The organism is Nocardia sp. NPDC057455, assembly GCF_042802775.1.
Classification (GTDB): domain Bacteria; phylum Actinomycetota; class Actinomycetes; order Mycobacteriales; family Mycobacteriaceae; genus Nocardia.
In genome coordinates this window covers 13,008-34,482 of record NZ_JBHVDM010000035.1, presented here as the reverse complement: position 1 = coordinate 34,482, position 21,475 = coordinate 13,008, and the positions used below count along the sequence as shown (strand labels likewise).

Genomic DNA, 21,475 nt, shown 5'->3' with positions numbered 1-21,475 from the left:
TGCAGCGCGACCCCGGCCGAGCCCGTCGTGTGGGTCGTCCGCACCCGTGGGTGGCGGGAGAGCCCCGGCCGATGCCACAGGACGCGTTGGCGGGGGCGGTGTTCCCGTCGGGTCGTCCGCTGTCGCCGAGCCTGCGGGAGTGGCTGGCGTTCGACACAGGCTGTATTCACCCTCGCATCCCCGGCGGTCCGGCCGCAGGCCTGTGCTGGCAGCTCAGGCGAACGAATAAATCGGTTGTCTGTCGGCGATGGTGGTGGATGCAATGTCCGGCATGGTGACGTCACAAGGGAGACACGACGCATGACTACGCCTGGCGCGGGGCCGACCGACGGAGCATCGGTCCGGATCGGCGCGTTGGTTCCGCTGACCAGGCCTGGCTGGGTCGAGGCAGGCCGACACCTGCTCGCTGGACTCGAGCTTGCCGTTCGCGAAGTCAATGAGACCGGTGGGATCGCCGGAAGACCACTCGAGCTGGCTGTCCGAGACACCGCGGCTGACCCGCGGCGGGCCGCGGCGGCGGTAGACGATTTGGCTCGCCTCGGCGTGGCTGCCTTGGCGGGGGAATATCACAGCGTCGTCGCTCGCGCCACTGCCGCCAGGGCCGACGCCCTCGGCCTGCCGTTCCTCTGCTCGTCAGCGGTTCTCGACGCACTCACCGAACAGCCGACGCAGTGGGTCGCGCGCCTTGCCCCGGCGCAGTCCCGCGGCTGGCGGATCTACGCGGACTTCCTGCTCAGCGCGGGCCACAGCCGAATCGCCGTGGCAGCCGAGCCGAGCGTCTACTGGGCATCCGGGGCCCGCATCTTGCGGGACCACCTCGCTCCACGCGGCGGCACCGTCATCGAACTCGACATGCGCGCGCTCACCCCGACGGCTGTGTGCGGCGAACTCGTCGGCAACCGCGCGACAGCCCTGCTCCTTCTGGTCGGCCACCCGGAACCGGCAGTGTCTATCGTCAAGTCGGTCCGCCGCGACCAGCGCCTCGCCGAGATCCTGATCGGCGCTCCGGCCGGGCAACCGGAGTTCGCCGAATGGGAAAGATTGCTGGGCGACGACAGCGCCGCGATCCCGTTCTTGCGCTACCTACCCCAGCACTTCGGCCCACTCGGAGCACGAGTCGAGACAGCCCTGCGCGAGCGACTGGCCGAAGCGCCCTCTTTCGTCGCCTTCGAGGGCTACGACACGATCGCCGTCCTCGCCGAAGTGCTGCGTTCGCACGGCGCGGACCGGGCGCGCACTGCCGAATCCTGGTCGCACGTCGCAGTCGAAGGCACCCGCGGGCAGATCCAGTTCTCCCGCATCCCAGGCATCAGCGTTTGGCAATGGGCTCGGACGCCGATCCAAGTCGTTGATCGAGATCCGGCGCGACCCGATCGCTTCCGAGTCCTGCACGCGTCAACGGGCCGACCGCCGACTCCGCCACGCATATAGCGACTCTGCCGTCAACACCTCTCCGTGGCCGACACAGACGACGTCGGCATCCGAATCGGTCAGCCGGTGTGCGGCTGCCTCGACAGCGGTGCTGTCCAGGTTGAACACACCCGGCATGGTGACCCCACCAACATTGGCCAATGTATCGCCGGTGAACAGCACACGATGACACGGCAGATACAACGCCAGGCTGCCCTCCGTGTGGCCAGGGACAGCCAATACCTCGGCACCGCCGCCGAAGTCGAGCACCTCACCACCGCGCAATTCGCGATGCACAGGGGCCGGGCGCGGAGACGGGCCCAGCTCCAGGGCGTCGGCGATCGGACGTTCCCAGTCGCGCAGCACCGGGGCCGGCTGCGGACGTTCACCCCGCACGATATCGGCATCGGCCTGATGGACCCAGATCTCGGCTCCCCACTCGGCGATATCGGCCGCCGATCCGATGTGATCGTCGTGCGCATGGGTGAGAATCACCCGCCGCACTCGGTCGACGGAGAAGCCCAATACGCCCAGCCCTCTTTCGATCTCACCGGCTGCGCCGGGCAGCCCGCTGTCGATCAGCGTCACCTCCGCGCCGTCGTTCCACACGTAGACGTTGAGGTCGTTCACCTCGGCGAAACGCAACGCGGCAAGCCGTGGCGACACGGGTACGATTTCCACACGGCGAACCTACTCGCGACAAGCCGCTCGATCCGCTCGATCTGCTCTGGGCAGCAAGACAATCGACACCCGACTTCGTCGTGCTCGGGAGTCGGCTCGACGACATCGACCCCTACCGGCCGATCGTCGAAATGAATGTGCTGGTAATCAGATTGCCGTGACGGCATCGCCTCCCGTCGGCCGCGGACACCGCACCCGGTGACATCGACCATCCACCTGCACCGCTAGCATGAGAATCTGGTTCTCGGAGGTGGTTCGTGGTCGGCTTCTTCACCCGTCACGGTGACGTCGTGGTCGCCGAGAAGATCACACGAAGCGTGTGGAACAGCGATCACCTGGGCGGCCCGCCGGTGTCCGGATTGCTGGCGCGGGAACTGGAGACGCGCTGTCCGGACGGATTCGTTCCCGCCCGTTTGACCGTGGATTTGTTCCGGCCGGTGCTGGACCGGCCGATCACGGTTCGTAGCGAAACGGTGCGCCGAGGAAGGCGAATCACGGTGGCCGACGCGGCGATCGTGCAGGACGATCAGGTGCGTGCCCGCGCCACCGCGCTGTTCCTGAGCCCCGGCGCCCCACCGCCGGGACGGGTGTGGAGCGCCGGTCACCACCTGCCGGTGCCGCCGGAGGGAGCCATGAGGGTCGGTGACATGCCGTTGTTCCGCAGCGGCGACAGCGGCTGGCACCGCGATGGCGCCGACCATCAGAACGATGACCGCAAGATCTGCTGGGTGGCGGTCGTGCTGCCGCTCGTCGCAGGGGAGCCGCTGAGCCCGTTCCAGCACGCCGCCATGGTCGCCGATTTCACCAACCAGGTGTGCCACTGGGGTTCTCGCGGTGTCGGTTACATCAACGCCGACGTGACCATGACCTTGTCGCGCCCACCTGTCGACTGTGAACTCGGCCTGCGCGCCGAGGACGCCGTGACCGCCGAGGGCATCTCGATCGGTACCGCGACCCTCTACGACCGCAGGGGAACATTGGGCACGTGCGTGGTCACCGCACTGTCCAATGGCGACCACCCGGTCGATATGGCAGCTCCCCCGCGCTGACCTCACGCACGCGGCCGCCCTCCCCGATCTCACAGGTGAGTACACCTGAATGGTCACGCGTGCCGGGCTGGGCGCCCACCGGCGGGCGCCCAGCGCGTTCGCCGACCGCATCGACCGAGATACCGCGGTCGAACCGGACCCTCGACGTGCAGTCGACCCAGATGTTGGCGACATCGCCCGCTGCCGTTGCCGGCCCGGCTGGAGGGTATTATGTGAATAGCTATTCCCATTTTATAACTAGTGATGAAGTGCAATAATAGGCACACAAGTTTGCGCTCAGTCTCATATGATCACTGCGTCGGCGATGCCATGACCAGCTTGCGGCCCGAAAGGCCCGCGCGGCGAGAGAGGCCGCGAAATACACGCCGACAGCTGTGCCCGAACGCGCCGGACCACCACATGCTTTCGGAAGGAACCATGAATTCTCGAGAATCCAACTCCGACCGAACATCTGATCGACCGCAATCCGAGGAGCCACCGTGGATACAACATCGGACACGTCCTGCGACGGCACCGTATACGAGCGAGTCGGGGGCCACGCCGCCCTCGAGATCGTCGTAGAAGACCTCTATGCCCGCATCCTGGCCGACGATGAACTGGCGCCGTTCTTCACCGGCGTCGATATGCCGAGAGTGAAGGGCCGCCAAGTCGAGTTCTTCGCCGCCGCGTTGGGAGGACCGGTGCCATACACCGGTCCACGAATGAAGCAGGTCCACCAAGGCCGAGGCATAACCCGGCACCACTTCGACCGGGTCGCCGAACATCTGACGCAGGCTCTCCACGCGGCTGGGACACAACCGGCTCTCACGGCCGAGATCATCGCCGCGGTCGCACCCCTCGCCGACGACATCGTCTCCACAGCGATCCGATAGGACGGCGCGATGATGGAACCGTCCGACACGACCCGGCCCGAGTTGTCAGCGATGTCCGGCGGCACGGACAACGGGTGAATTCGATCCAGCCCATGCCCCCACCATGACGACATGGAGGAACTGGATTTCTGGTGCGCTGAAGTCCGCAAGCGAGTCCGAGACTTCGACCCGGCCTGCACGGCGGCCACAGAGCGTAGGTTCCGGAGGCGGGGTTCCGGAGAACTTGTTCCGCTAGGCTGCCTGTGTGTCGGCAGGCCGAACTTCTGTCAGTGGATTGCCGCCCGCGGCTGCCAACGATTTCGTGGGCCGGGATCGGGAGCTGGAAAGAATCGGGATGGCGTTGCTGGGCAGTACTCGCCTGGTGACATTGATCGGTGCGGGTGGCATCGGAAAGACCCGTTTGGCAACCGAGGCTGTGCAGCGCTTCCAACGGGCGCGGCGCGTCCCGGTGCACTGGGTACGGCTGGCGGTACTGCCTCGGGGCGCGAAGGCGACAGCGGTGGAGGAACAGATCGCGGGCTCGGTGATCGAGGCCGACTTCTCCGGAAGGTCGGCATGGGACGCGGTACTGGACACGCTGCGCCGCCGCGACGCAGCCGGGCGGAATATGCAGACGATCCTGGTCATGGACAACTGCGAACATGTGCTCGACGGTGCGGGCGCAGTGATAGCCGGCCTACTCGACGCGGTACCCGGGCTCACCGTGCTGGCCACCAGCCGCGAGGCGATCGGGTGGGTCGACGAACAGTTGGTGCCGGTGCCCGCGCTGTCGCATGAGCAGGCGCTGGCCTTGTTCCGCGCCCGCGCGGATCTCGTCGGGCATACCCTCGCCGAGGAGGAAGGCGACCTGGCCGCCGCGATCTGCCTGCATGTACACAATCACCCGCTCTATATCCGGCTGGCGGCCGCACGACTGTCACGTCAGCCGCTGCCGATGATTCTGCGTGATCTCAGCGGTGAGGCGGGCGACCGGCGATTGCAGTGGCAGAACGGACCCAGAGTCGGAGCGGACGTCCGGCATCGGGGCATCCGCGATGTCATCGCTTGGTCCTACGATCTCTGCCGGGACAAGGAACGGCTGCTGTTCGACCGCCTGTCGGTGTTCGCGGCCGGGTACGACATGGGCAGCGACAGCCCCGACGCGGCCGGACAGGATGTCGGCGCCGAACTGGAAGCCATCGAAGCGGTCTGCGCCGACGACGACCCCGGCCGTGAGGACGGACTGGCCCGGGCCGAGATCGAAGGCCTGCTGGTGCGGTTGGTGGATCAGTCCCTGGTGTCGATCCACTTGACCGAGACCACGGTGCGTTATTCGATGGCCGAAACCATTCGGCTCTTCGCCCAGCAACGCCTGCGGGACCACGGTGCGGAAGCCGACCGGCTGGCGCGCAGGCACCGCCGCTACTACCGCGACAAGGTCGCCGCGGCCCGTGCCGGTTGGTTCGGGCCCGACGAGCAGGCGCTGCTCGATTGGGCGCGAGTGGCCTGGGACAACCTGCTGTCGGCCATGGAGAGCAGTATCGCCACGCCGGGCGAGGCGGCGGTCGGACTCGAGATCGCCGCCGGGCTGATCGCCTTGCGCATCCCGTTCTTGACCGGCTCACTACGGGAACCGCGCCGGTGGGCCGAGCGCGCGCTCGCGGCAACCCGGGACCTCGATCCAGAGCCGGTACCGCTGCAGGTCGTGGCGATGTCACTGATCGCCTGGATCAGCATGTGCCAGGGGGTGCACCAAGATGCCGAACACCTGCTCGACGAATGCGTCGCCCGCTGCGTGCCCGGCGCCGCAGACCGATCGCGCTGGCGCGAGGAACCCGACGTGGACCTCGGGCTCCCCGCTGCGGTCGAATTCGCCCGAGGTGCCGAGCTGATGCTGATCCGCTGCGATACGCGGGCGATCAACGTCCTGGCCCGGGCGCGGGCGCGTTTCACCGCCGAGGGGGACGAGGGCGGTGCCGCGATGAGCGAAATGTTCGAAGCGCTGGCCGCCGCGTTCTTCGGCACAGCCGAACAAGCGCTGGAAACCTGCCGCGTCCACCTCGACAATGCCGAGCGTTCCGGTGCCCAATGGGCGATCTGCTGGGCAAAGCTGGCATGGGTGATCGCGTCGAGTAAGCACGGCGACATGGAAGAGGCGCTTGCCGTGGGGCGCGCGACATTGTCGGATCAGCTCGCGATGCGCGACCGGTGGGGCGCGGTATGGGCCGTGCACATGCTGGCATGGACCCTGGCCCGCATGGTCGGCGCCGTCGGCGGTGAACTCTCCGCAGCCGTGACGGCCCAGGCGCGCGATATCGCACGCCTGCTCGGCGGCGGGGCCACGCTTCGTGAGGGGCTCGGCGTGGATATCGCCCACCTCGGCCCGTTCGCCACCGAGACCGAATTCGCCGCAGACACCGCCCGAAGAGTATTAGGCGACAACGCCTTCGCGGAGGCCGAACGAGAGGGTGCGCTGTTGCGGCCGGAGTTGGGCGAAGTGGCGCAGCTGGCACTGGGAAAACTGTCCATGGACAGGCTGCCCGTCGAACATCCGGTCCGGCGCAGCCGCCCCTCACCTTGGCAGCAGCTGTCGGAGGCCGAGCAGGAGGTCGCCGTACTCGCCGCGGCGGGGTGGACCAACACGGCCATCGCTGCCCGACGCGGCAGCTCCTTCAAAACTGTCGACGCGCAAATGGCCGCCGTACTCAACAAATTGATGATCGGCTCCCGAGCAGCTATCCGCTCTTTCGTACCTGCCGATCGACAGGCACACGTGAGCGCCGAAGCCGCGCGCAGGCCGCAGCGCGGCCGTTCGAATCCTCGTCTCTGACCCGGCGAACCGGCGTCACGCCGGTGGCGAAGCCATCGGAAACCACCGAATCCGGCGGCCACACAGCGTGATTCGCGACGGGTTGATCTCCCTCGCGAAGAGCGCTGTCGCATCGCGTCATACCTGCCACCACCAGTTGATCGACGAGAGTCCCGGGGCATCGGGTGATGAGTCGGTAGGCGAGTCGTTGATGGTGAAACGGTCGGCCACGGTTCGACCGTCGACTTTGTACCGTTCCACGTCGAGTGCCCAATCGAGGTTGCCGCGGATCACGTGCCGCAGACCGTGGAGATAGTGACGGGTGTCTCTGCTCAGCCCGCTGGTCTGCGCTCCGGCGAGGAGGAACCGGCACATGATCCGGTCGCGCAACCGCACGGCTCGTGCGATGGTCTCGTCCGGTCCGCAGGCATGGCGCGCGGCGATTACCGTCAGCAGATTGTATTGGTTGCTTTCGTTCAAAGCCACTGTCTTGGGGTGGGAGTGTAAGTCGTTGTCCAGTGCCGCAAGCACACGTGTCATCTCGGTCAGCGCTCGAACGCGAGGCAGCTCCAACTCCGCCGCGGGAGGTTCGTACTCGTTCACCAGTTCTGTGATGACGGTGACGATCTCGCCTGCCGCGTTGTTGATCCGGATGGCGAGGTACTCATCGACGCTCGGCGTCGTGGTCGTACTCATCTCGGCGCAGACCCCGAACAGCCAGGCACGGTGGGCCTGAGTCCATCGACGATGCTGAACCGGTGTCACACAATCGGCGAACCGTGCCGAGATATCGATGAGCCCGCGCACCAGCGGATCTGCCTCCACCAGATCCGATCCGGGCGCCTCCAGCACGCGTACGATCTTGTTGGCATAGGACACGAACCCTCCGAGATCCTTCGACAGCGGGCCATGGTCGAAGCGATCGTCGAATGCGAACCCCCAATAGGCCCAATCCGAAGCGATCTGCAGTCGATCAACGCAGCCATGAGGTGCCATCCTTGCCATGAATTCGGCCGATCTGGTCGCGACCAGTGCGCGCCCCTGGTGGTGATCATCGAGGAACGTGCCGGCCGTCAACCAATCGATCGACCGGTTCTCGATCGTGTCGACTGCAGGATGGACGTTCGATTCGATTGGGCAGAAGATCCCCGGCAGAGCAGGCTGTCCGGGGATCGTCATCGGTGACCTCCTGCAGACGGCAGAGCAACGCCCCGACTGGCTGAATGGATGCGTATCCGCAGTTCGCGGGGGCGCAGGGCCATCGCCACCGCAGGACGGACCCGTTTGCCGACTCGATCGCGAATTCGCCACCGGCTAGCGATCGTGGCCAGTGCCAGTGACAGTTCGGTGATAGCGAAGGCCTCGCCGACGCATCGCCGCGGGCCGGCACCGAATGCCATGAACGCCTTCCGTCCGATCGGCGGTTGTGTGGTGTCCCATCGGTCGGGATCGAAGCGATTCGGGTGCTGATAGAGATCGTCGCGCCGGTGCAGGAGATAAGGGCTGTAGACCAGAGAGGTTCCGGCGGGTAGGTCGTAGCTGCCCAGTCGGGTATCGGCGGTGACCGTTCTGGTGAACAACCAGCCGGGCGGATAGAGCCGCAACGCTTCGGTGATGATGTGTCCCGTCAGCGGCAGGTCGGGCAGGTCCTGGTAGCGGGCCGGAGCCCCGTGGAGAACCTGGTCCGTTTCCTGGTGCAGACGTTCCTCGATCTCGGGATGGGCCACGAGTAGATGTAAGGCCCAGGCCAGCGCGCTCGCGGTGGTCTCTGATCCGGCGATGAAGAAGGACATGAGCTGATCGCAGATCTGGCTGTCGGTCATGCCGACAGTTGTGTTCGTCTCGGTGGGGACTCGGGCCGCGAGCATCGCCGAAACCAGGTCCCCATGGTCGGTGCCATCGATCCGCCGTTCAGCGACAATTGTCCTCATCAACTCGCGGAGACTTGCGTGCGCTCGCCCATACCGGCGATTCCCGGGAGTCGGTAGCCGATTCAGCAGCGGCGGCGACAGCATCTGCCGGTACAACCCGTTGACGATGACCGTGACATCGTCCAATGCTCGATCGCGGACGTGCGGTGCGAGCGCGCCGGAGAACATAGTCGCCATCACAGTTTGTGTAGCCAGGCGCGATGTCTCGGCCAACATATCCACGACCTGACCATCGCTCCAAGCGGCGGTCATAGCATCGGCCTCGGCCGTCATCGCTCGGCCGTAGTTTGCGAGCCGTGAGCGGCTGAACGTCGGCTGGATCAAATGTCGCTGCCGACGATGCATACTGTGCGGGCAGGTTATCACGTTGTCACCCACCACTTTCCGCGCTATGTCGAACAGCGGGCCACCTTTGTCGAAAGTGCGATCGTCACGAAGGACTCGATCGACAAGGTCCGGGTCACACACCACGACCGCGGCCCCAGGACCGATCCGTATCTTCACGAGTTCATCGCCGGCATCGGCCAGAGATGACAGGAATGCCAGCGGATCTCGCAGCATCGCCACAGCATGACCGACCGGCCGGACCGCACCCGACACCGGTGAAACCCCCGACTCGGCCATTGCCATCTCTGCGACCTGCTTACCTTCGTATTTCGATCTTCAACACCATCGAACGGTGATACAGAAGCGCGCGGAGCTGGTCACTCCGAACCCATCCGACCCTTGAGCGGAGTGCGGCCGGGATCGAGCCAACCGGCCACTGCTCTCCAATCGGCCGGGGTCAGTTGCCTGCTCGAGTCCGGACCGGAATCCAACGGTGTGGATTCGGGGTACGAGCGCTGCGTGGCTTTCGGAGGTGCCGCGGGGGTGGGCTTCGGTGCTGCGGCCGCCGCGGGCGACAGGCAGTTCGAGCCGGCTGAAGAGGTGCGGAGGATAGTGTCGGGTCTGTTCGGCATCAGGAGCCGACCTCGTGCACGACCAACTCGCAACGCGCTACCAGGGCCGTCTGCAGGACGGTTCGGGATACTGTCTCCGACAGATGGCCGTGCGGTGTGATCACCGCCTCCGCGGCAGCCCGCCGACATTCCGTGAGTAGATCGACGAACGCGGGTGGAAGCCCCTCGCTCCCGCACCCTGGCTCATGGAACACCGTTCCCAGCTCGTAGCCGAGCGCGGTCGCGGCAGATCGTAATGTGTCTTCTGCCGCGTCGCGTTCGCCGAGCAGATCGTCGCGCATATACCCGTAGGCAAGGGGCAGTACGTCGGTCATCGCAGACACCATTTCTGTTCGTGTCGGCCGGTTCAGACAAGTGTCCGAATCGGCCGACGGCAACCCTTTCTACCGATCTCCCTCGAGCGCGGAGGCCGGCCTTCGAACGTCCGAACCCGGCGGTGGACCGCCGACCGGGTTTTACGCCGTTATCACCGCGCGTTCCGCGGTGCGGTTCGCGACCACACCCGGCGAGAACCCCTCGATCCCGCTGGGCGTAGCCGCTGACCACCGACAAACCGAGGATTGCGGGATAGGTAGAAAAGACACATCGGTAGCCGGCGCGCCCGTACTAGGTATGGCCGCCCCGAACTCGGGCTGCGACCTCCCTGGCCGGCGGGTGATCGTCGTAGCTGCTCGATGTATCGGTGGACGATGGGGCAGTGATGGCCGGTGGCAGGAGGTGGCGTAGTAGCTGGGTACCAGGAATGCCCGTTGATGCTGTGTTGCGCCGCATAGTCCACCTGGTCACCGCCGACGACACGCTGGCGTGATCATCACCGCGGTCGCACCCCTCGCCGACGACATCATCTCCACAGCGATCCGATGAGACGGCGCGATGATGGAACCGTCCTACACGACCCGGCCCGAATTGCCAGCGGTATCCGGTACCACCATTCCGAGTCCCGGTGATGCGTACCTGGCCCTTATCGGGCCGCCGTGAAGAAGTCTCGGGCTCGCTTGCGGACCTCGGCGCACCTGAAATCCAGTTCGTCCATGTCGTCACCGACGACGAAGGCGAGTCCCAGGGCCACCGAATCCATCATGGACCTGGTAGCCGGGTATGTCTTGCCCGGCTCGGCCGCGATGCGAACCTCCAGCACGCCGGGAAGTCCTTGGAGTTCTTCTGCCCCACCCAGGTACCGGGCCTGGTGATCGATACTGAAGAGCACGAGCGCGCCGCGCTGGGACAGGGCGTAGCCGGCATTTCGCTCCGGTTCGGAGGGGCGGATCCCGAACAGTTCCGCGATGTACTCGCATTCGCGATGGATCTGGGAGTTCCCGGTGAGCAGATAGGTCTGCCGTGGGTGGCCGATCCCATGCGCTCGTGCGCCGAAATCGATCAGGCGAGGGCCGAGCGCACCGGACATGATCTCCATGTGCGCGGGGCCGATACGCACGCCCAGGGCGTCGAGCACGCGCCACGCGTATTCCGTCAGCTCACCCACCACCGGGTCATCGCCCGCGAGCCACCTGCCTCGCTCGTAGACGAAGTCGCCGGAAGCCGAGACCCACTTGTCGTACACACTGACACAGAGAAGTTCGTGGCCGTCCGGAGTGGAGAAGGTATCCACGGCGTATTCGACTCTGGGCGCGGGATACATTTCCTGGATCAGAGCGGCCGAGCCGGCCCCGAAAAGTCCGGCCTTGTCAATGATCGCGGACACGGCGGCAGCCAATTGGTCCGGAGTCTCCACCAATCGAACATCCACGGAGGCAGCCCCCCGGGCCGGTTTCACCACCAGCTTCCGGCCGCCGCGCAATTCCGTGATCGCCTCGGGGGGGATAGTGTTCCGGTGCGCTTCGACAGATCGTGTCGTCAGACAAGGAACGCCGGCCGCCTCCATCGCTTCGAACATGCGCTGCTTGTCCCAGCGCCGCATCGGCACAGTCGTATCGTTGCCGGGGCAATCCGGAAGATCCGCGCGCAGACGATCGCACAGCTCGACGCCCGGCTCCGACCCGGCGATCACGTATTTCACCGAACGCTCCAGACACATCTGGACGAGCAGCTGGTAATTCGATCCGAAGTCCGCTTCGAAATTCAAAGCTCCCGGCGTCGGCACGGTGCGAAACCCCGACACCAGCGCCTGGTCGGTATCCAGCAGAATCGTGTCGATTCCATATTCTTCGAGCAGGGGCGGGTACAGCGTTCCCGAGCTCACTGGATCGACGATCAAGACCGACTTATCCGACACGGTCCGGACTCCTGTTCTTGTTTACCCCCGCTACTACCGCTACCGCCCCCGTGACAAATGAGATCTGGACGACCAGCGCCCAGTACAGCGAGAGATCGTGCAGGACGCCGAAGGCGCCGATCCCGGGCCCGACCGCGAACCCGATCGACTGCGCTGCCGACAGATACCCCTGATACCTCGGGTTTTCCGAGGGAGAGGCGAGCTTTGCTATCGCCGCGCTCGCCTGCGGAATGAAGATCGCCTCTCCGAGGGAGAACAGTACGAACCCGAAAATGCATACCGTCCAGCTCGTTCCGAGCCCACAGATCGCGAGTCCGAGCCCCGTGACGAATATTCCGAGCCCGAGCGCGTAGTTCCACCGGAGCTTGGACGTCATGAAGCTGAGCGGCAACTCGAAAGCGATGATGAAGATCGAATTCACGGCGATGAGAACGCCGTACAGTTGCCCCCCACCGGATATCCGGTCGAGCGATAGTGGTGTTCCACTCATGCTCTGGACGTAGACCGCCATGGCCGTTCCGAACACTCCGACAACCGCCCACAGTCGCGCCGCCCGGAAGGCGTCGTGTGCGGTATCCGCCGCGGAGTCCGCATCGCATTCCGTCGCACGATCCCGCGACTGCGCGCGCTTGTCCGCCGCCCGCAGCCTGGCGCGTTCACTCAGCAGCAACACCGCAGTCAGCAGTGAACCGAGCGACGACAGGAAGAACAGCGTGGAGAAGTTGTCTTCGCCGACTACCGCGACAAGGATCGGAGCAACCGTGACGCCACTGCTGAGAAATATCCGGTGGAAGGCGACCACGGTCACGGTGTTGCCCTGATAGCCGGAGCCGGTCACCAAGGCCGCCGCGGGCCCGGCGAACGACTGTGTCACCGCAACGCTCAGCGATGCCGACACGATCGCCCAGACGGGCTCCGTCGAGACCAGTCCGAGCAGAAACAAGAGCGGAACATTGAGTACGGATCCGGCGATCAGTACGTCGGTCGACCCGAACCGGGTGGCCAACCACCCGCCGGCCAGTGACCCGAGCACGCCGGCGAACCCGGCCGCGAATAAGGCGAGCGACAGAGCGGCGGCACTCAGCCCGACCGATTTGTAGAACACCGTGGAGTACAGCGCAAGAAATCCCACCGAACGACTGAGAAAGGTGGTAACCGAGACGATCCATACTTCTGCGGGGAACGATGCCGGCTTTCGTCTGTCGAGTACTGCGATGGTCAACGCATGCACCGCTTCGAGTCGACGGGAACGTGCACTGCGCGAACGCGATTCATCGGACCTTCTCGAAGGTCGTGGCCATAGCTGTGCGCACCTGATCCTCCTTGCGATCCACGTGGGGTACGCCGCCCTCTCGGTGGGCAATGCGGACGGTAGTCGTCGCTGTCCGGCGTCAGTTGCTCCGGCGCGAACAGAGGTTGCTCCGGCGCGCAGAGTCTCGTCGATACGCTGCGCAGGCTCCGGGACGGCGCGACGAGTACGGTGCCCGCCGCGCGTACCGGCTCGACCTCGTAGAGCCGACGGGGTCGTGCCGATCGAGCAGCCGGGGAGTCGATCCGACCCGTTGCCGCCGTGAGTATCTCGCGCGGATCGACCCGCAGTGACCGGCGTTATAATGCGCCGCTCGATGCCGATCTCACCTGCCGTCAGCGGTCACGGTCAGGCAGTGCCGAGTGGCGAACATCGCGGGGGCTGGCTCCGAAGCGCCGCCGGAATATGGTGCTGAACGCGCTGGCCGAACCGAAACCCAGCCCGCCTGCTATCGAGGCGATGCTCTGGTCACGAGATGAGGGGTCGCTCAGCCGCCGGTGTGCCAGTTGCAGGCGTTCTTCTCGGATCAATTCTCGCGGTGTGGTTCCGGAACGCTGCAGGGCGAGCTGGATCTGTCTGCTCGACCAGCCGAGCGAGTGCGCGATCGTAGCGCTGGACAGGTCTGGATCTGTGGCGTGCGATCGGACGTAGTGCCGTATCGCCGCGTCCAGTTTGTCGAGGTGGTCGATGCTCGTCGTCCGCCGAGCACGGACATGGAGGCAGAGCAGATCCACGATATGAGAGGACGCTGCGTCGAACTGATATCCGTCGAGCGCATCGCTCTCTTCGAGCAGTCCGGTGAGCATATCGGTCGCCACCCGCCCCAGCCCCGAGCTCAGGTCCATCGGTCGCGCGAGCAGGGAATCGTCCATGCCGAGGCGATGCTCGATCTCGTCTCGCGGGATGGTCATCAGCACACCGCTCGTGCCCTGCCCTTGCTGGAAGCCGAACGGCCGATCGAGGGTGAGCAGACAACCGGTGCGATGCGGCAGATGCGCTCGGCCGCCGTCGTCCCAGAGCTCCGTACGACCGGCGAAGGTGAGCAGGAGCCGGAGATCGTCGTCGCTGTCGCTGCGTACGTGGTTGGGCGTCCGGACGTAGGTCACGCCGTCGGACTTCCAGCCCACCAGCTGGAACTTGCTGGTGCGACACCGCTTCGTACGCCCGGTGAAGTCGCTTCCGTCAGGGAATTCGTATGCCATACGCCGGTGGTAGGAGGTGATGAGTTCCGCCCAGTAGTCCGCGCGTTCGCCCGGCTCGACACTGTGGGTAGTCGAGGTCTCCACCGTCAGGTGAGGCTTGTCCACCGCCGTAACTCCTGCTCGAACCGATCGCATGCCGAATGATCTCCGGCATAGCGTATCGCCGTACCGGTCCGGCGGCCGGTGTGAAATTCGTTGCTGTGCTACCCCTGCCGGACCCGAGGTTCGCTCGCTGCTGTCGGACGGAACCGGGACTCGGGGGGATCCAACCCCGGACCTGACCGGCACGTGGCGGTGCGCACCGGTCGGCGTAATCGTCTGGAAACCCTTCATTCCACTGCGTGCAACCCGGCATTTCGATGCCCGCCGCCACCGTCGACGATTCTTTGCCACAGAGTTCGGTGGTGGGGTCGTCGTAGACCTCGGTGGACGGGCTCTCGGTGATAGTGCACGCGACGCCCCGATGCCCACCGAGCAGCGGGTGCGAGGGCCGCTCGGTGGGCATACCGCCGCGCGCCGGGGACGTGCGCGCCGGACAGAGGCGGGTTGAGGGATCCCGTCCGGTGAGCAGAAACGCGTGGCGGCCGGTGTTCCCCTCGCGCGGGCGGAGTCGGGGCACAAGCCACGCCGCGCGACGGGAACAGGTCATCCGGTGGTCACAGCGAGCCTCCGCCGCCGAGCAACCACGGGTTGAAGGTGCACTCCAGATTCGGGTGGCCGGCCGGGTCCAGCGCGCGCAACGCGATGGACAGCGCTCGCGGTGAGTACATCACCGTGAGGTGATCGGATACGTCCTGTTCGCATCCGTCCTGCAGCGTGATGTTCTGGACCGTGACGCCGGGCGCCGCCTTCAGGAAGGTCAGGTCGTAGGGATTGGTGATTTCGTCGTAGCGCGTGCCGACGACGGTGTAGTCGACCCCGGAGACAGTGTCACCGTTCTCGTTCAGCTTGTTGACGAAGTCCGAGCCGATCGTCTGCTGGATACCCGCGTGGCCCACGAAGATCTCGATGAAGCCGAGGATGTCGATGCCGAAGTTGTTGATCGCCCGGCCCAGCGCACCGATGCCGTCCAGGCTGGTGCCGTGATGCGTGGCGCCGTAGGTGATCAGATTCTTCACCTTGGCCGCGCCGCCTTCGAACTTGGTGTACCAGTTCGACATCGACCCGCCCTGCGAATGCGCGACGAGGTCCACCTCCGACGCCCCGGTCGCGGCCAGCACCCGGTCGACGAACGTGGCCAGTTGCTTGGCCGAGTCCTGGATGTATCCGGTGCCCATCACCCCGGGCAGCACGGATCCGAGACCACCGCCCTCGAGCAGGTTGGACCGGCCGTAGTTGAAGGTGAAGGTGCAGAAGCCCGCGTCCTTGATGGGCTGGCCCATGAAGGCGAAGCCGTTGTAGGCGTTCATCCAGGTGCCGTGCACCAGCACCACAGGGCGGGGGTGTTCGGCGGTGGGCTTGCAGCTCCAGTCGTTGGCGCCCGGTGGCGCGACGTCCGGATGGGTCAATCCGTAGCCGAACGCGGCCAGCCACGAGGTCATCGGCGGTCCGTAACCCACGGTGTCGCTGGCGTAGCCGCCGGAAGATCCCGAGCTGCTGCCCGATCCGCCGTAGCAGTCGCCCGAACCGTTGCCCGACCCCGCGCCGCTGCCCGAGGTGCACGCCGATCCGGTGCCCGCACTGCCCGAATCCGCCACCGGCGCCGCGGTGCGGCCGGCCGCGATGTAGTCGGCCAACTGCTGTTCGGTGGGCTGAGCCTCCGGCGCCGCGTTCGCGCCGGTCGCACCGACGGCGAGCACCGACACGCTCAGCAGCACCGCCGCCAGGGACGATCGCCCGTAGGTACTTCGTTTCATGATTTGCCTCTCTGCGGAACCACAGTGTTCGACGACCGGCGCCGTTTTCGCTGGTAGACGGCACCGAAGCTGCGCCAACGCTAGAACCGGAAAACGTGGCCGCCTACGCGGAACAGCGGGATCTGGAGACCTCACGAATCCGTTCGAGCACGACTAGGGAGACGGCACAAAGCACGCGCAGAAGCGCAATTCCGGAATTCGTCGAACAGGTCGCCTGGCACAAGGAAGCAGCACCCGAACGGTGAAATATCCAGATCACCAAGCAATTACGGTTCCGCAACGGCCGATAGCCGCATCATGGATGGACGCTGTTCCCAGCCATCGGTGGCCATCCGATGGCTAACCGCTTGGAGATCCCGTGTCCGCCACCATGGCTACCCTCGCCCGCACCGTGCTGGGCGCGCTCGCGGTCACCGCCGCGCTGACGACCAACCCCCCGCACGCGGCAGCGGACGGGTCGGGCTCCGCCGACGCGCAACCGGCGATCACCGCACCGTTCACCCTCGTCCCCGCGCCGACGCCGACGGTGCGCGGACCGGTCACCGCCATCATCGTGCTCGGCTACGGACTGCTGCCCGACGGCGGCATGCGACTGGAGCTCATCGATCGTCTGCACGCCGGATACGTGCAGGCCCTGCTGGCGCCCTTCTCACCGATCATCGTGACCGGCGGCAACGCCTGCAACGGCGTCACCGAGGCGCGGGCGATGGCCGACTGGCTGATCGCCCGCGGCATCCCGAACGCGCGGATCAACCTCGAACCGGAGGCCGACACGACCGCGCAGAACGCCGTGCGCTCGGCCACGATCATGCGCGCGATCGGAGCCCGCGACGCGGTGGTGATCACCTCGGCCGACCACATGGACCGTGCGGTGGGCACATTTCATGACGCCGGGGTGGACGTCGTCGGCACCGTGACCCCCGAGCAGGTGCCATCCGGACTCTGGCGGTTCGGTCCGCTCTCGTGACGAGAGCCTGCCGTCATACACCGTTTCGCAATACAGGAGCAACCATGCACGAGACCGCGGTGAATCCGGCCGAACAGGCGATGTCACTGGTCGACCATCGTTACCGTTCCACTCTTCGCTACGAGGTGGAACGGGAAAAGATCCGTGAATTCGCCCGCGCCGTCCAGGATTCCCATCCAGCGCATCGGAGTGAGGCCGCCGCGGCCGAACTCGGCTTTCCCGGACTCATCGCCCCCGCGACATTCAGTTCGATAATTCTCACCAGGGTGCATCGCGAAATTCTGGACACGCTGATCACCGGCTACGACCCGACCCGGATTCTGCACGCGGACCAGGTCTTCGACTTCGGCAGGCCGTTGATGGCCGGTGACCGCCTGACCTGCGACATCTATTTCGAATCGTTCCGGCACTTCGGCGACTACGACGTCCTCGCGATCAAGAGCGTGCTGATCGACCAGCACGGCACCGTAGTGCAGACCGGCTCCAGCGCACTGCTCGCGCGGGCCGGCGAGCGCGATCGGGGGTTGGCCGATGCCGTGGGCAAAGTCGTCATGGGGCATCGCAACCCCGAAGCATCGACCCGGGGCAGTGCCGTCGTCCCGGCCGCGGCGGACTATCTCACTCCGAGCCCCTCGGGCCGGATACCGCGGCCACGCGTGGATTTGACCGACCTGACGGTGGGCACCGAACTGCCCGTTCGCACCATGCGCCTGTCACGTGGGGATCTGGTCAACTACGCGGGTGTGACCGGCGAGTCCAATCCGGTGCTGTTCGACGAACGGGTCGCCGTCGCCAGCGGCCTGCCGACCGTGGTCGCGCCGGGGATGTTGAAACTCGGCCTGGCCACCTCGTTCCTGACCTCCTGGCTCGGTGACCCCGCGGCGATCACCCGTTTCCGCGCGCAGTTCGCGCACAACTCCCATCACCTGCGCATACCGTCGTTGGGGACGGGCACGATCCAATTCCTCGGCCGGGTCACCTCGATCGATCCGCGCAGACGGCGGGCGACCATCGCGGTCGACGCACGCGCCGAGGGACGCGGACTGTTCGGCTACGCCGCCGCCGAAGTGCTCTTCCCGTAAGCGGTATAGGGATCAGGCGGCCCGGCCGGATCGCGCATCTGCGCGATCGCAGACGTCTGCGCTGCTCCGCGACAGACCGGTGAGCAGCGCCAGGCGGCGGTGCGAATCCAGCCGCGCGGCACGATCGTAAGTGCTGGTGTGCACGAGGATCTCGTCCGCGCCCGTCCTGCTCACCAGCCGCTCCAGGTGGTCGGCGACTTCGTCCTCGGTGCCGTACAGGTGGCCGCGCAGGCCCTCGTCGACGATCCGGCGCTCCCGATCGGTCATCGTCCGCGCCTCGATCTCGGCGGGCGGCAGCAGCGGCGGGAACTCGCCCCGGGTGCGTGCGAACGCAGCGGACCACGCCTCCGGCAGCAGCAGCCGGTGGGCCTGCGCGGTGGTGTCGGCGATGACGATCGAGCCGGAGACGATCACGTAGGGTTCGGCGCCCGCCAGGGCGGGGCGGAATTCGGCGCGATAGCGCTCGATCGCCTCGACCATGCGATCCTCGCCGCCGACCGGGGCGATCACCAACGGCAGCCCGAAGCGGGCCGCGCGTTCGGCGCCGGAGCCGGTCGCCAGCAGGAAAGCCGGAACCCGCAGTCCCTCGGCGGGCCAGGCGTGCACACCCTGCCTTCCCTCGGTGAAGTACGCCAGGAGTTCGGCGAGCCGGGCGTCGAAGTCCTCCGCGTCGCTTCTGTCGTGCCCCAGCGCACGCCGAACGCCGTCGGTGAATCCCACCGAGCGGCCCAACCCCATGTCGATGCGTCCCGGATACAGCGATTCCAGCACGCCGAACTGTTCGGCGACCACCAGCGGCTGATGATTGGGCAACATCACGCCGCCGGTGCCGATGCGGATCCGCGAAGTCGCCGCCGCGGCGGCCGCCGCCAGCACGGTCGGCGCCGAACCCGCCACGCCGGGCACGCTGTGGTGCTCGGACACCCAGAAGCGGTGATAGCCCCACTCCTGCGCGAGCCGGGCGAACTCGACGGTCTCCCGCAGCGCGGCCGGGTGGCTCTGACCGCGCCGCACGCGCGAACGATCGAGGATGGAGAACCGGACAGAGGACAGCGCCGAGGTCATACCGATGTCAACGCCGGCGCGCCGCGCTGATTCCGCGCGGGTTCACGGGGAGGCGGGCACCCCGAGCGCCTCCGCCAGCACCCGCCAGGCCCGCGGCAGCTGGGCCTGGAAATCCGGCCAGGTGTGCATGCCCGCCGCGGTGTACTCCACGGTCGCGGGAATACGCAGCTCGGACAGGCGGGCGGCGAACCGCTCCGTGCAGGCACGGGCACCCGCCTCCAGCGCAGCGCCACCGCCCGCCGTGCGCAACGCGTCCGCGACCGACGGGGAGTTCGCGATCGCCACCAGGTCGGCGCCGGTCGGCAACCCGGCGGCCGCCGAGAGATAGACAGCGGTGCCGCGCAGGTTCTCCGCGTGCAGCAGGCTGTCGTGCGCGGCCCATTCCGGTGAGGAGGGCGGGCCCCAGAGATTGTCGACGTTGCCACCGCGCGAGGCGACCGTGATGGTGGTGACCGCGTGACCGAGCGGGTCAGCGGTGGAATAGCACCCGCTCATTCCCGCGACGGCGCGATACCAGCCGGGGTGGCGCTGGGCGAGCATCATCGCCGCCTGCGCCCCCATCGACACCCCGGCGATGGCGCGGCGTCCGTCGGTGCGCAGCAGCGATTCCACGATGGGCGGAAGCTCAGTGGTGAGGAACGTCTCCCAGCGGTTGAGTCCCAGCGTGGCGTCGTGGCGGACCCAGTCGCTGTACATGCTGCCGGTGCCGCCGCCGGTGAGCACCACGTCGACCGGTTTGCCCGCGAAGAATTCGGCGGCTCCGCCCTTGCCCAGCCACGCCGACGTGGCGTCGCCGTCCACGCCGTCGAGCAGATACAGCACCGGACGTGGCGCCGAGCCGCTGCCGCGCAGCACGTCGACGGAGATGATCCTGCGCATCGCCGCGGAAGCGATCGACAGCCGTTCATGCCCCTCGGCGACCTTTTCGATCGACAGCAGCCCGGTGCGGTTCATGGCCGGGTCGACCGCAGGCGGCGGAGTCAGCGGGATCGGATCGGCGAACACGGGCGCAGCGGTGACCGCGGCGATGAGGGCCATCGCCGCGGCGGTGATCGGTACGCGCGAACTCATCCTGCCGCGGTAGCCCGTTCCGCTTGTCTGGCCGCCGCGCGCTCGCGCTGCTCCTCGAACCGTCGAGCCTTCAGCTCGAGGTCCTCGAGGTAGGCATGCAGTTCCTCACGCGCACGTTCGCCGTCGCCGGTCAGATCGGTCCGCTCGAAGATGTGCCACGCGCGCAGCACCGGGCGCACGACCACATCCAGGTGCTGGCGCAGATCGTAAATGCCGTGCTTGGCCAGCAGCACCGCGTTGCGCCGGAAGTTCGGCTGGGACACTCCAGGCATCTGGAAGCGGGTGACCACGGTGGTGATCGCGCGCAGCGCTTCGTTCGGAACGAGGTCCAGGGCTGCGGCGCTGATGCTCCGGTAGAAGATCATGTGCAGGTTCTCGTCAGCGGCGACACGCTGCAGCATACGCTCGGCGATCGGTTCCTCGCAGGCCGCTCCGGTATTCCGGTGACTGATCCTGGTCGCCAGCTCTTGCAGTGTGACGTAGGCCACCGAACGCAGGAAGACCTGCTCCGTTTCGGGTTTCGCGAAGCCGGTGGTCATATGCGCCATCCTGGCCTGCTCCAGCAGCACCGGATCGACCGCGCGGGTCACGACCAGATAGTCGCGCAGCACGATGGCGTGGCGGTTCTCCTCGGCGGTCCACCGGCCCACCCAGGTGCCCCACACCCCGTCCAGGGAAAACGCGTCCGAGATCTCCCGGTGATACGACGGCAGGTTGTCCTCGGTGAGCAGATTGGTGATCATCGCCGTCTGCGCGACGTCGGAAAGTCCGGATTGCCCCGGTTCCCAGTCGATTCCGCCGAGAGCGGCGAAATTACGCCCGTCGTCCCACGGCACGTAATCGTGTGGATTCCAGGACTTGGCCTTGCGCAGATGGTCGTTGAGCAGGCGTTCGGCAGTGGGTTCGAGTTCGCGTAGAATATCGCGATCGGACAACGCGGTGGTCACTCGCACTCCTTTGCTCACCCTCGATATCAGGGCACTCTCGACGATACCGGCGA

At 66.4% G+C, this 21,475-nt stretch carries 17 protein-coding genes and 1 pseudogene; 7 read left to right on the top strand and 11 right to left on the bottom strand.

What is annotated here, in order from left to right:
* Positions 1–300: 300 nt before the first annotated feature.
* Positions 301–1,431, top strand: a complete 1,131-nt coding sequence (locus tag ACFU5M_RS16585; protein ID WP_379049577.1) for an ABC transporter substrate-binding protein — start codon at positions 301–303, stop codon at positions 1,429–1,431.
* Here the strand turns inward: ACFU5M_RS16585 and ACFU5M_RS16580 are convergent.
* Positions 1,396–2,091, bottom strand: coding sequence for an MBL fold metallo-hydrolase (locus ACFU5M_RS16580; RefSeq protein WP_379049574.1), 696 nt, complete (start codon positions 2,089–2,091; stop codon positions 1,396–1,398). The genes ACFU5M_RS16585 and ACFU5M_RS16580 overlap by 36 nt on opposite strands.
* Before the next feature lie 62 nt (positions 2,092–2,153).
* On the opposite strand from ACFU5M_RS16580, the pseudogene ACFU5M_RS16575 reads away from it, so the two are divergent.
* The 4 genes and pseudogenes from ACFU5M_RS16575 to ACFU5M_RS16560 form a co-directional block, all read left to right on the top strand.
* Positions 2,154–2,252: pseudogene (locus tag ACFU5M_RS16575) on the top strand (TetR/AcrR family transcriptional regulator); the annotation flags it as partial.
* A 96-nt stretch (positions 2,253–2,348) separates the two neighbouring features.
* Positions 2,349–3,140 carry a thioesterase family protein gene (locus ACFU5M_RS16570; RefSeq protein WP_379049572.1) on the top strand — a complete coding sequence of 264 codons (792 nt, stop codon included), beginning with the start codon at positions 2,349–2,351 and terminating at the stop codon, positions 3,138–3,140.
* Positions 3,141–3,619: 479 nt separating this feature from the next.
* Positions 3,620–4,012, top strand: coding sequence for a group 1 truncated hemoglobin (locus ACFU5M_RS16565; RefSeq protein WP_379049570.1), 393 nt, complete (start codon positions 3,620–3,622; stop codon positions 4,010–4,012).
* Positions 4,013–4,256: 244 nt separating this feature from the next.
* Positions 4,257–6,821 (top strand): AAA family ATPase, encoded by a 2,565-nt coding sequence (locus ACFU5M_RS16560; protein WP_379049568.1) that lies wholly within the window; start codon positions 4,257–4,259, stop codon positions 6,819–6,821.
* Between the two features lie 117 nt (positions 6,822–6,938).
* On the opposite strand, the gene ACFU5M_RS16555 is transcribed toward ACFU5M_RS16560, so the two are convergent.
* The 7 genes from ACFU5M_RS16555 to ACFU5M_RS16525 all read right to left on the bottom strand — a co-directional run bounded on the left by ACFU5M_RS16555 (position 6,939) and on the right by ACFU5M_RS16525 (position 16,290).
* Positions 6,939–7,979: a hypothetical protein gene (locus ACFU5M_RS16555; RefSeq protein ID WP_379049566.1), complete on the bottom strand. Its 1,041-nt coding sequence runs from the start codon at positions 7,977–7,979 to the stop codon at positions 6,939–6,941.
* Positions 7,976–9,361, bottom strand: a complete 1,386-nt coding sequence (locus tag ACFU5M_RS16550) for a cytochrome P450 (protein ID WP_379049563.1) — start codon at positions 9,359–9,361, stop codon at positions 7,976–7,978. Before ACFU5M_RS16550 ends, ACFU5M_RS16555 begins: the two co-directional genes overlap by 4 nt.
* 328 nt (positions 9,362–9,689) lie before the next feature.
* The gene (locus tag ACFU5M_RS16545; protein WP_379049560.1) at positions 9,690–10,004 is read right to left on the bottom strand and encodes a hypothetical protein; all 315 of its coding nucleotides are present in this window, start codon (positions 10,002–10,004) and stop codon (positions 9,690–9,692) included.
* Between the two features lie 647 nt (positions 10,005–10,651).
* Entirely contained in the window at positions 10,652–11,923 is a 1,272-nt protein-coding gene (locus ACFU5M_RS16540; RefSeq protein WP_379049558.1) for an ATP-grasp domain-containing protein, read from the bottom strand.
* A complete protein-coding gene (locus ACFU5M_RS16535; RefSeq protein ID WP_379049555.1) occupies positions 11,913–13,154 on the bottom strand; it encodes an MFS transporter in 1,242 nt (413 codons plus the stop codon). The genes ACFU5M_RS16540 and ACFU5M_RS16535 overlap by 11 nt, the downstream gene beginning before the upstream one ends.
* A 413-nt stretch (positions 13,155–13,567) precedes the next feature.
* Positions 13,568–14,539, bottom strand: a complete 972-nt coding sequence (locus tag ACFU5M_RS16530; RefSeq protein ID WP_379049553.1) for an AraC family transcriptional regulator — start codon at positions 14,537–14,539, stop codon at positions 13,568–13,570.
* Positions 14,540–15,090: 551 nt separating this feature from the next.
* A complete protein-coding gene (locus ACFU5M_RS16525) occupies positions 15,091–16,290 on the bottom strand; it encodes an esterase/lipase family protein (protein WP_379049551.1) in 1,200 nt (399 codons plus the stop codon).
* Positions 16,291–16,648: 358 nt separating this feature from the next.
* Between ACFU5M_RS16525 and ACFU5M_RS16520 the strand changes: the two genes are divergently transcribed.
* Positions 16,649–17,257: a YdcF family protein gene (locus tag ACFU5M_RS16520; RefSeq protein ID WP_379049549.1), complete on the top strand. Its 609-nt coding sequence runs from the start codon at positions 16,649–16,651 to the stop codon at positions 17,255–17,257.
* Between the two features lie 44 nt (positions 17,258–17,301).
* Positions 17,302–18,339, top strand: a complete 1,038-nt coding sequence (locus tag ACFU5M_RS16515) for a fused (3R)-hydroxyacyl-ACP dehydratase subunits HadA/HadB (RefSeq protein WP_379049547.1) — start codon at positions 17,302–17,304, stop codon at positions 18,337–18,339.
* Between the two features lie 12 nt (positions 18,340–18,351).
* Here ACFU5M_RS16515 and ACFU5M_RS16510 read toward each other — a convergent pair whose 3' ends face one another.
* From ACFU5M_RS16510 to ACFU5M_RS16500, 3 genes are read right to left on the bottom strand one after another with little or no spacing between them, the layout of a single operon-like run.
* A complete protein-coding gene (locus tag ACFU5M_RS16510) occupies positions 18,352–19,404 on the bottom strand; it encodes an LLM class flavin-dependent oxidoreductase (protein ID WP_379049544.1) in 1,053 nt (350 codons plus the stop codon).
* A gap of 42 nt (positions 19,405–19,446) precedes the next feature.
* Positions 19,447–20,475, bottom strand: a complete 1,029-nt coding sequence (locus tag ACFU5M_RS16505; RefSeq protein WP_379049542.1) for an alpha/beta hydrolase — start codon at positions 20,473–20,475, stop codon at positions 19,447–19,449.
* Positions 20,472–21,422, bottom strand: a complete 951-nt coding sequence (locus ACFU5M_RS16500; protein ID WP_379049539.1) for an acyl-ACP desaturase — start codon at positions 21,420–21,422, stop codon at positions 20,472–20,474. Before ACFU5M_RS16500 ends, ACFU5M_RS16505 begins: the two co-directional genes overlap by 4 nt.
* Between the last annotated feature and the right edge of the window lie 53 nt (positions 21,423–21,475).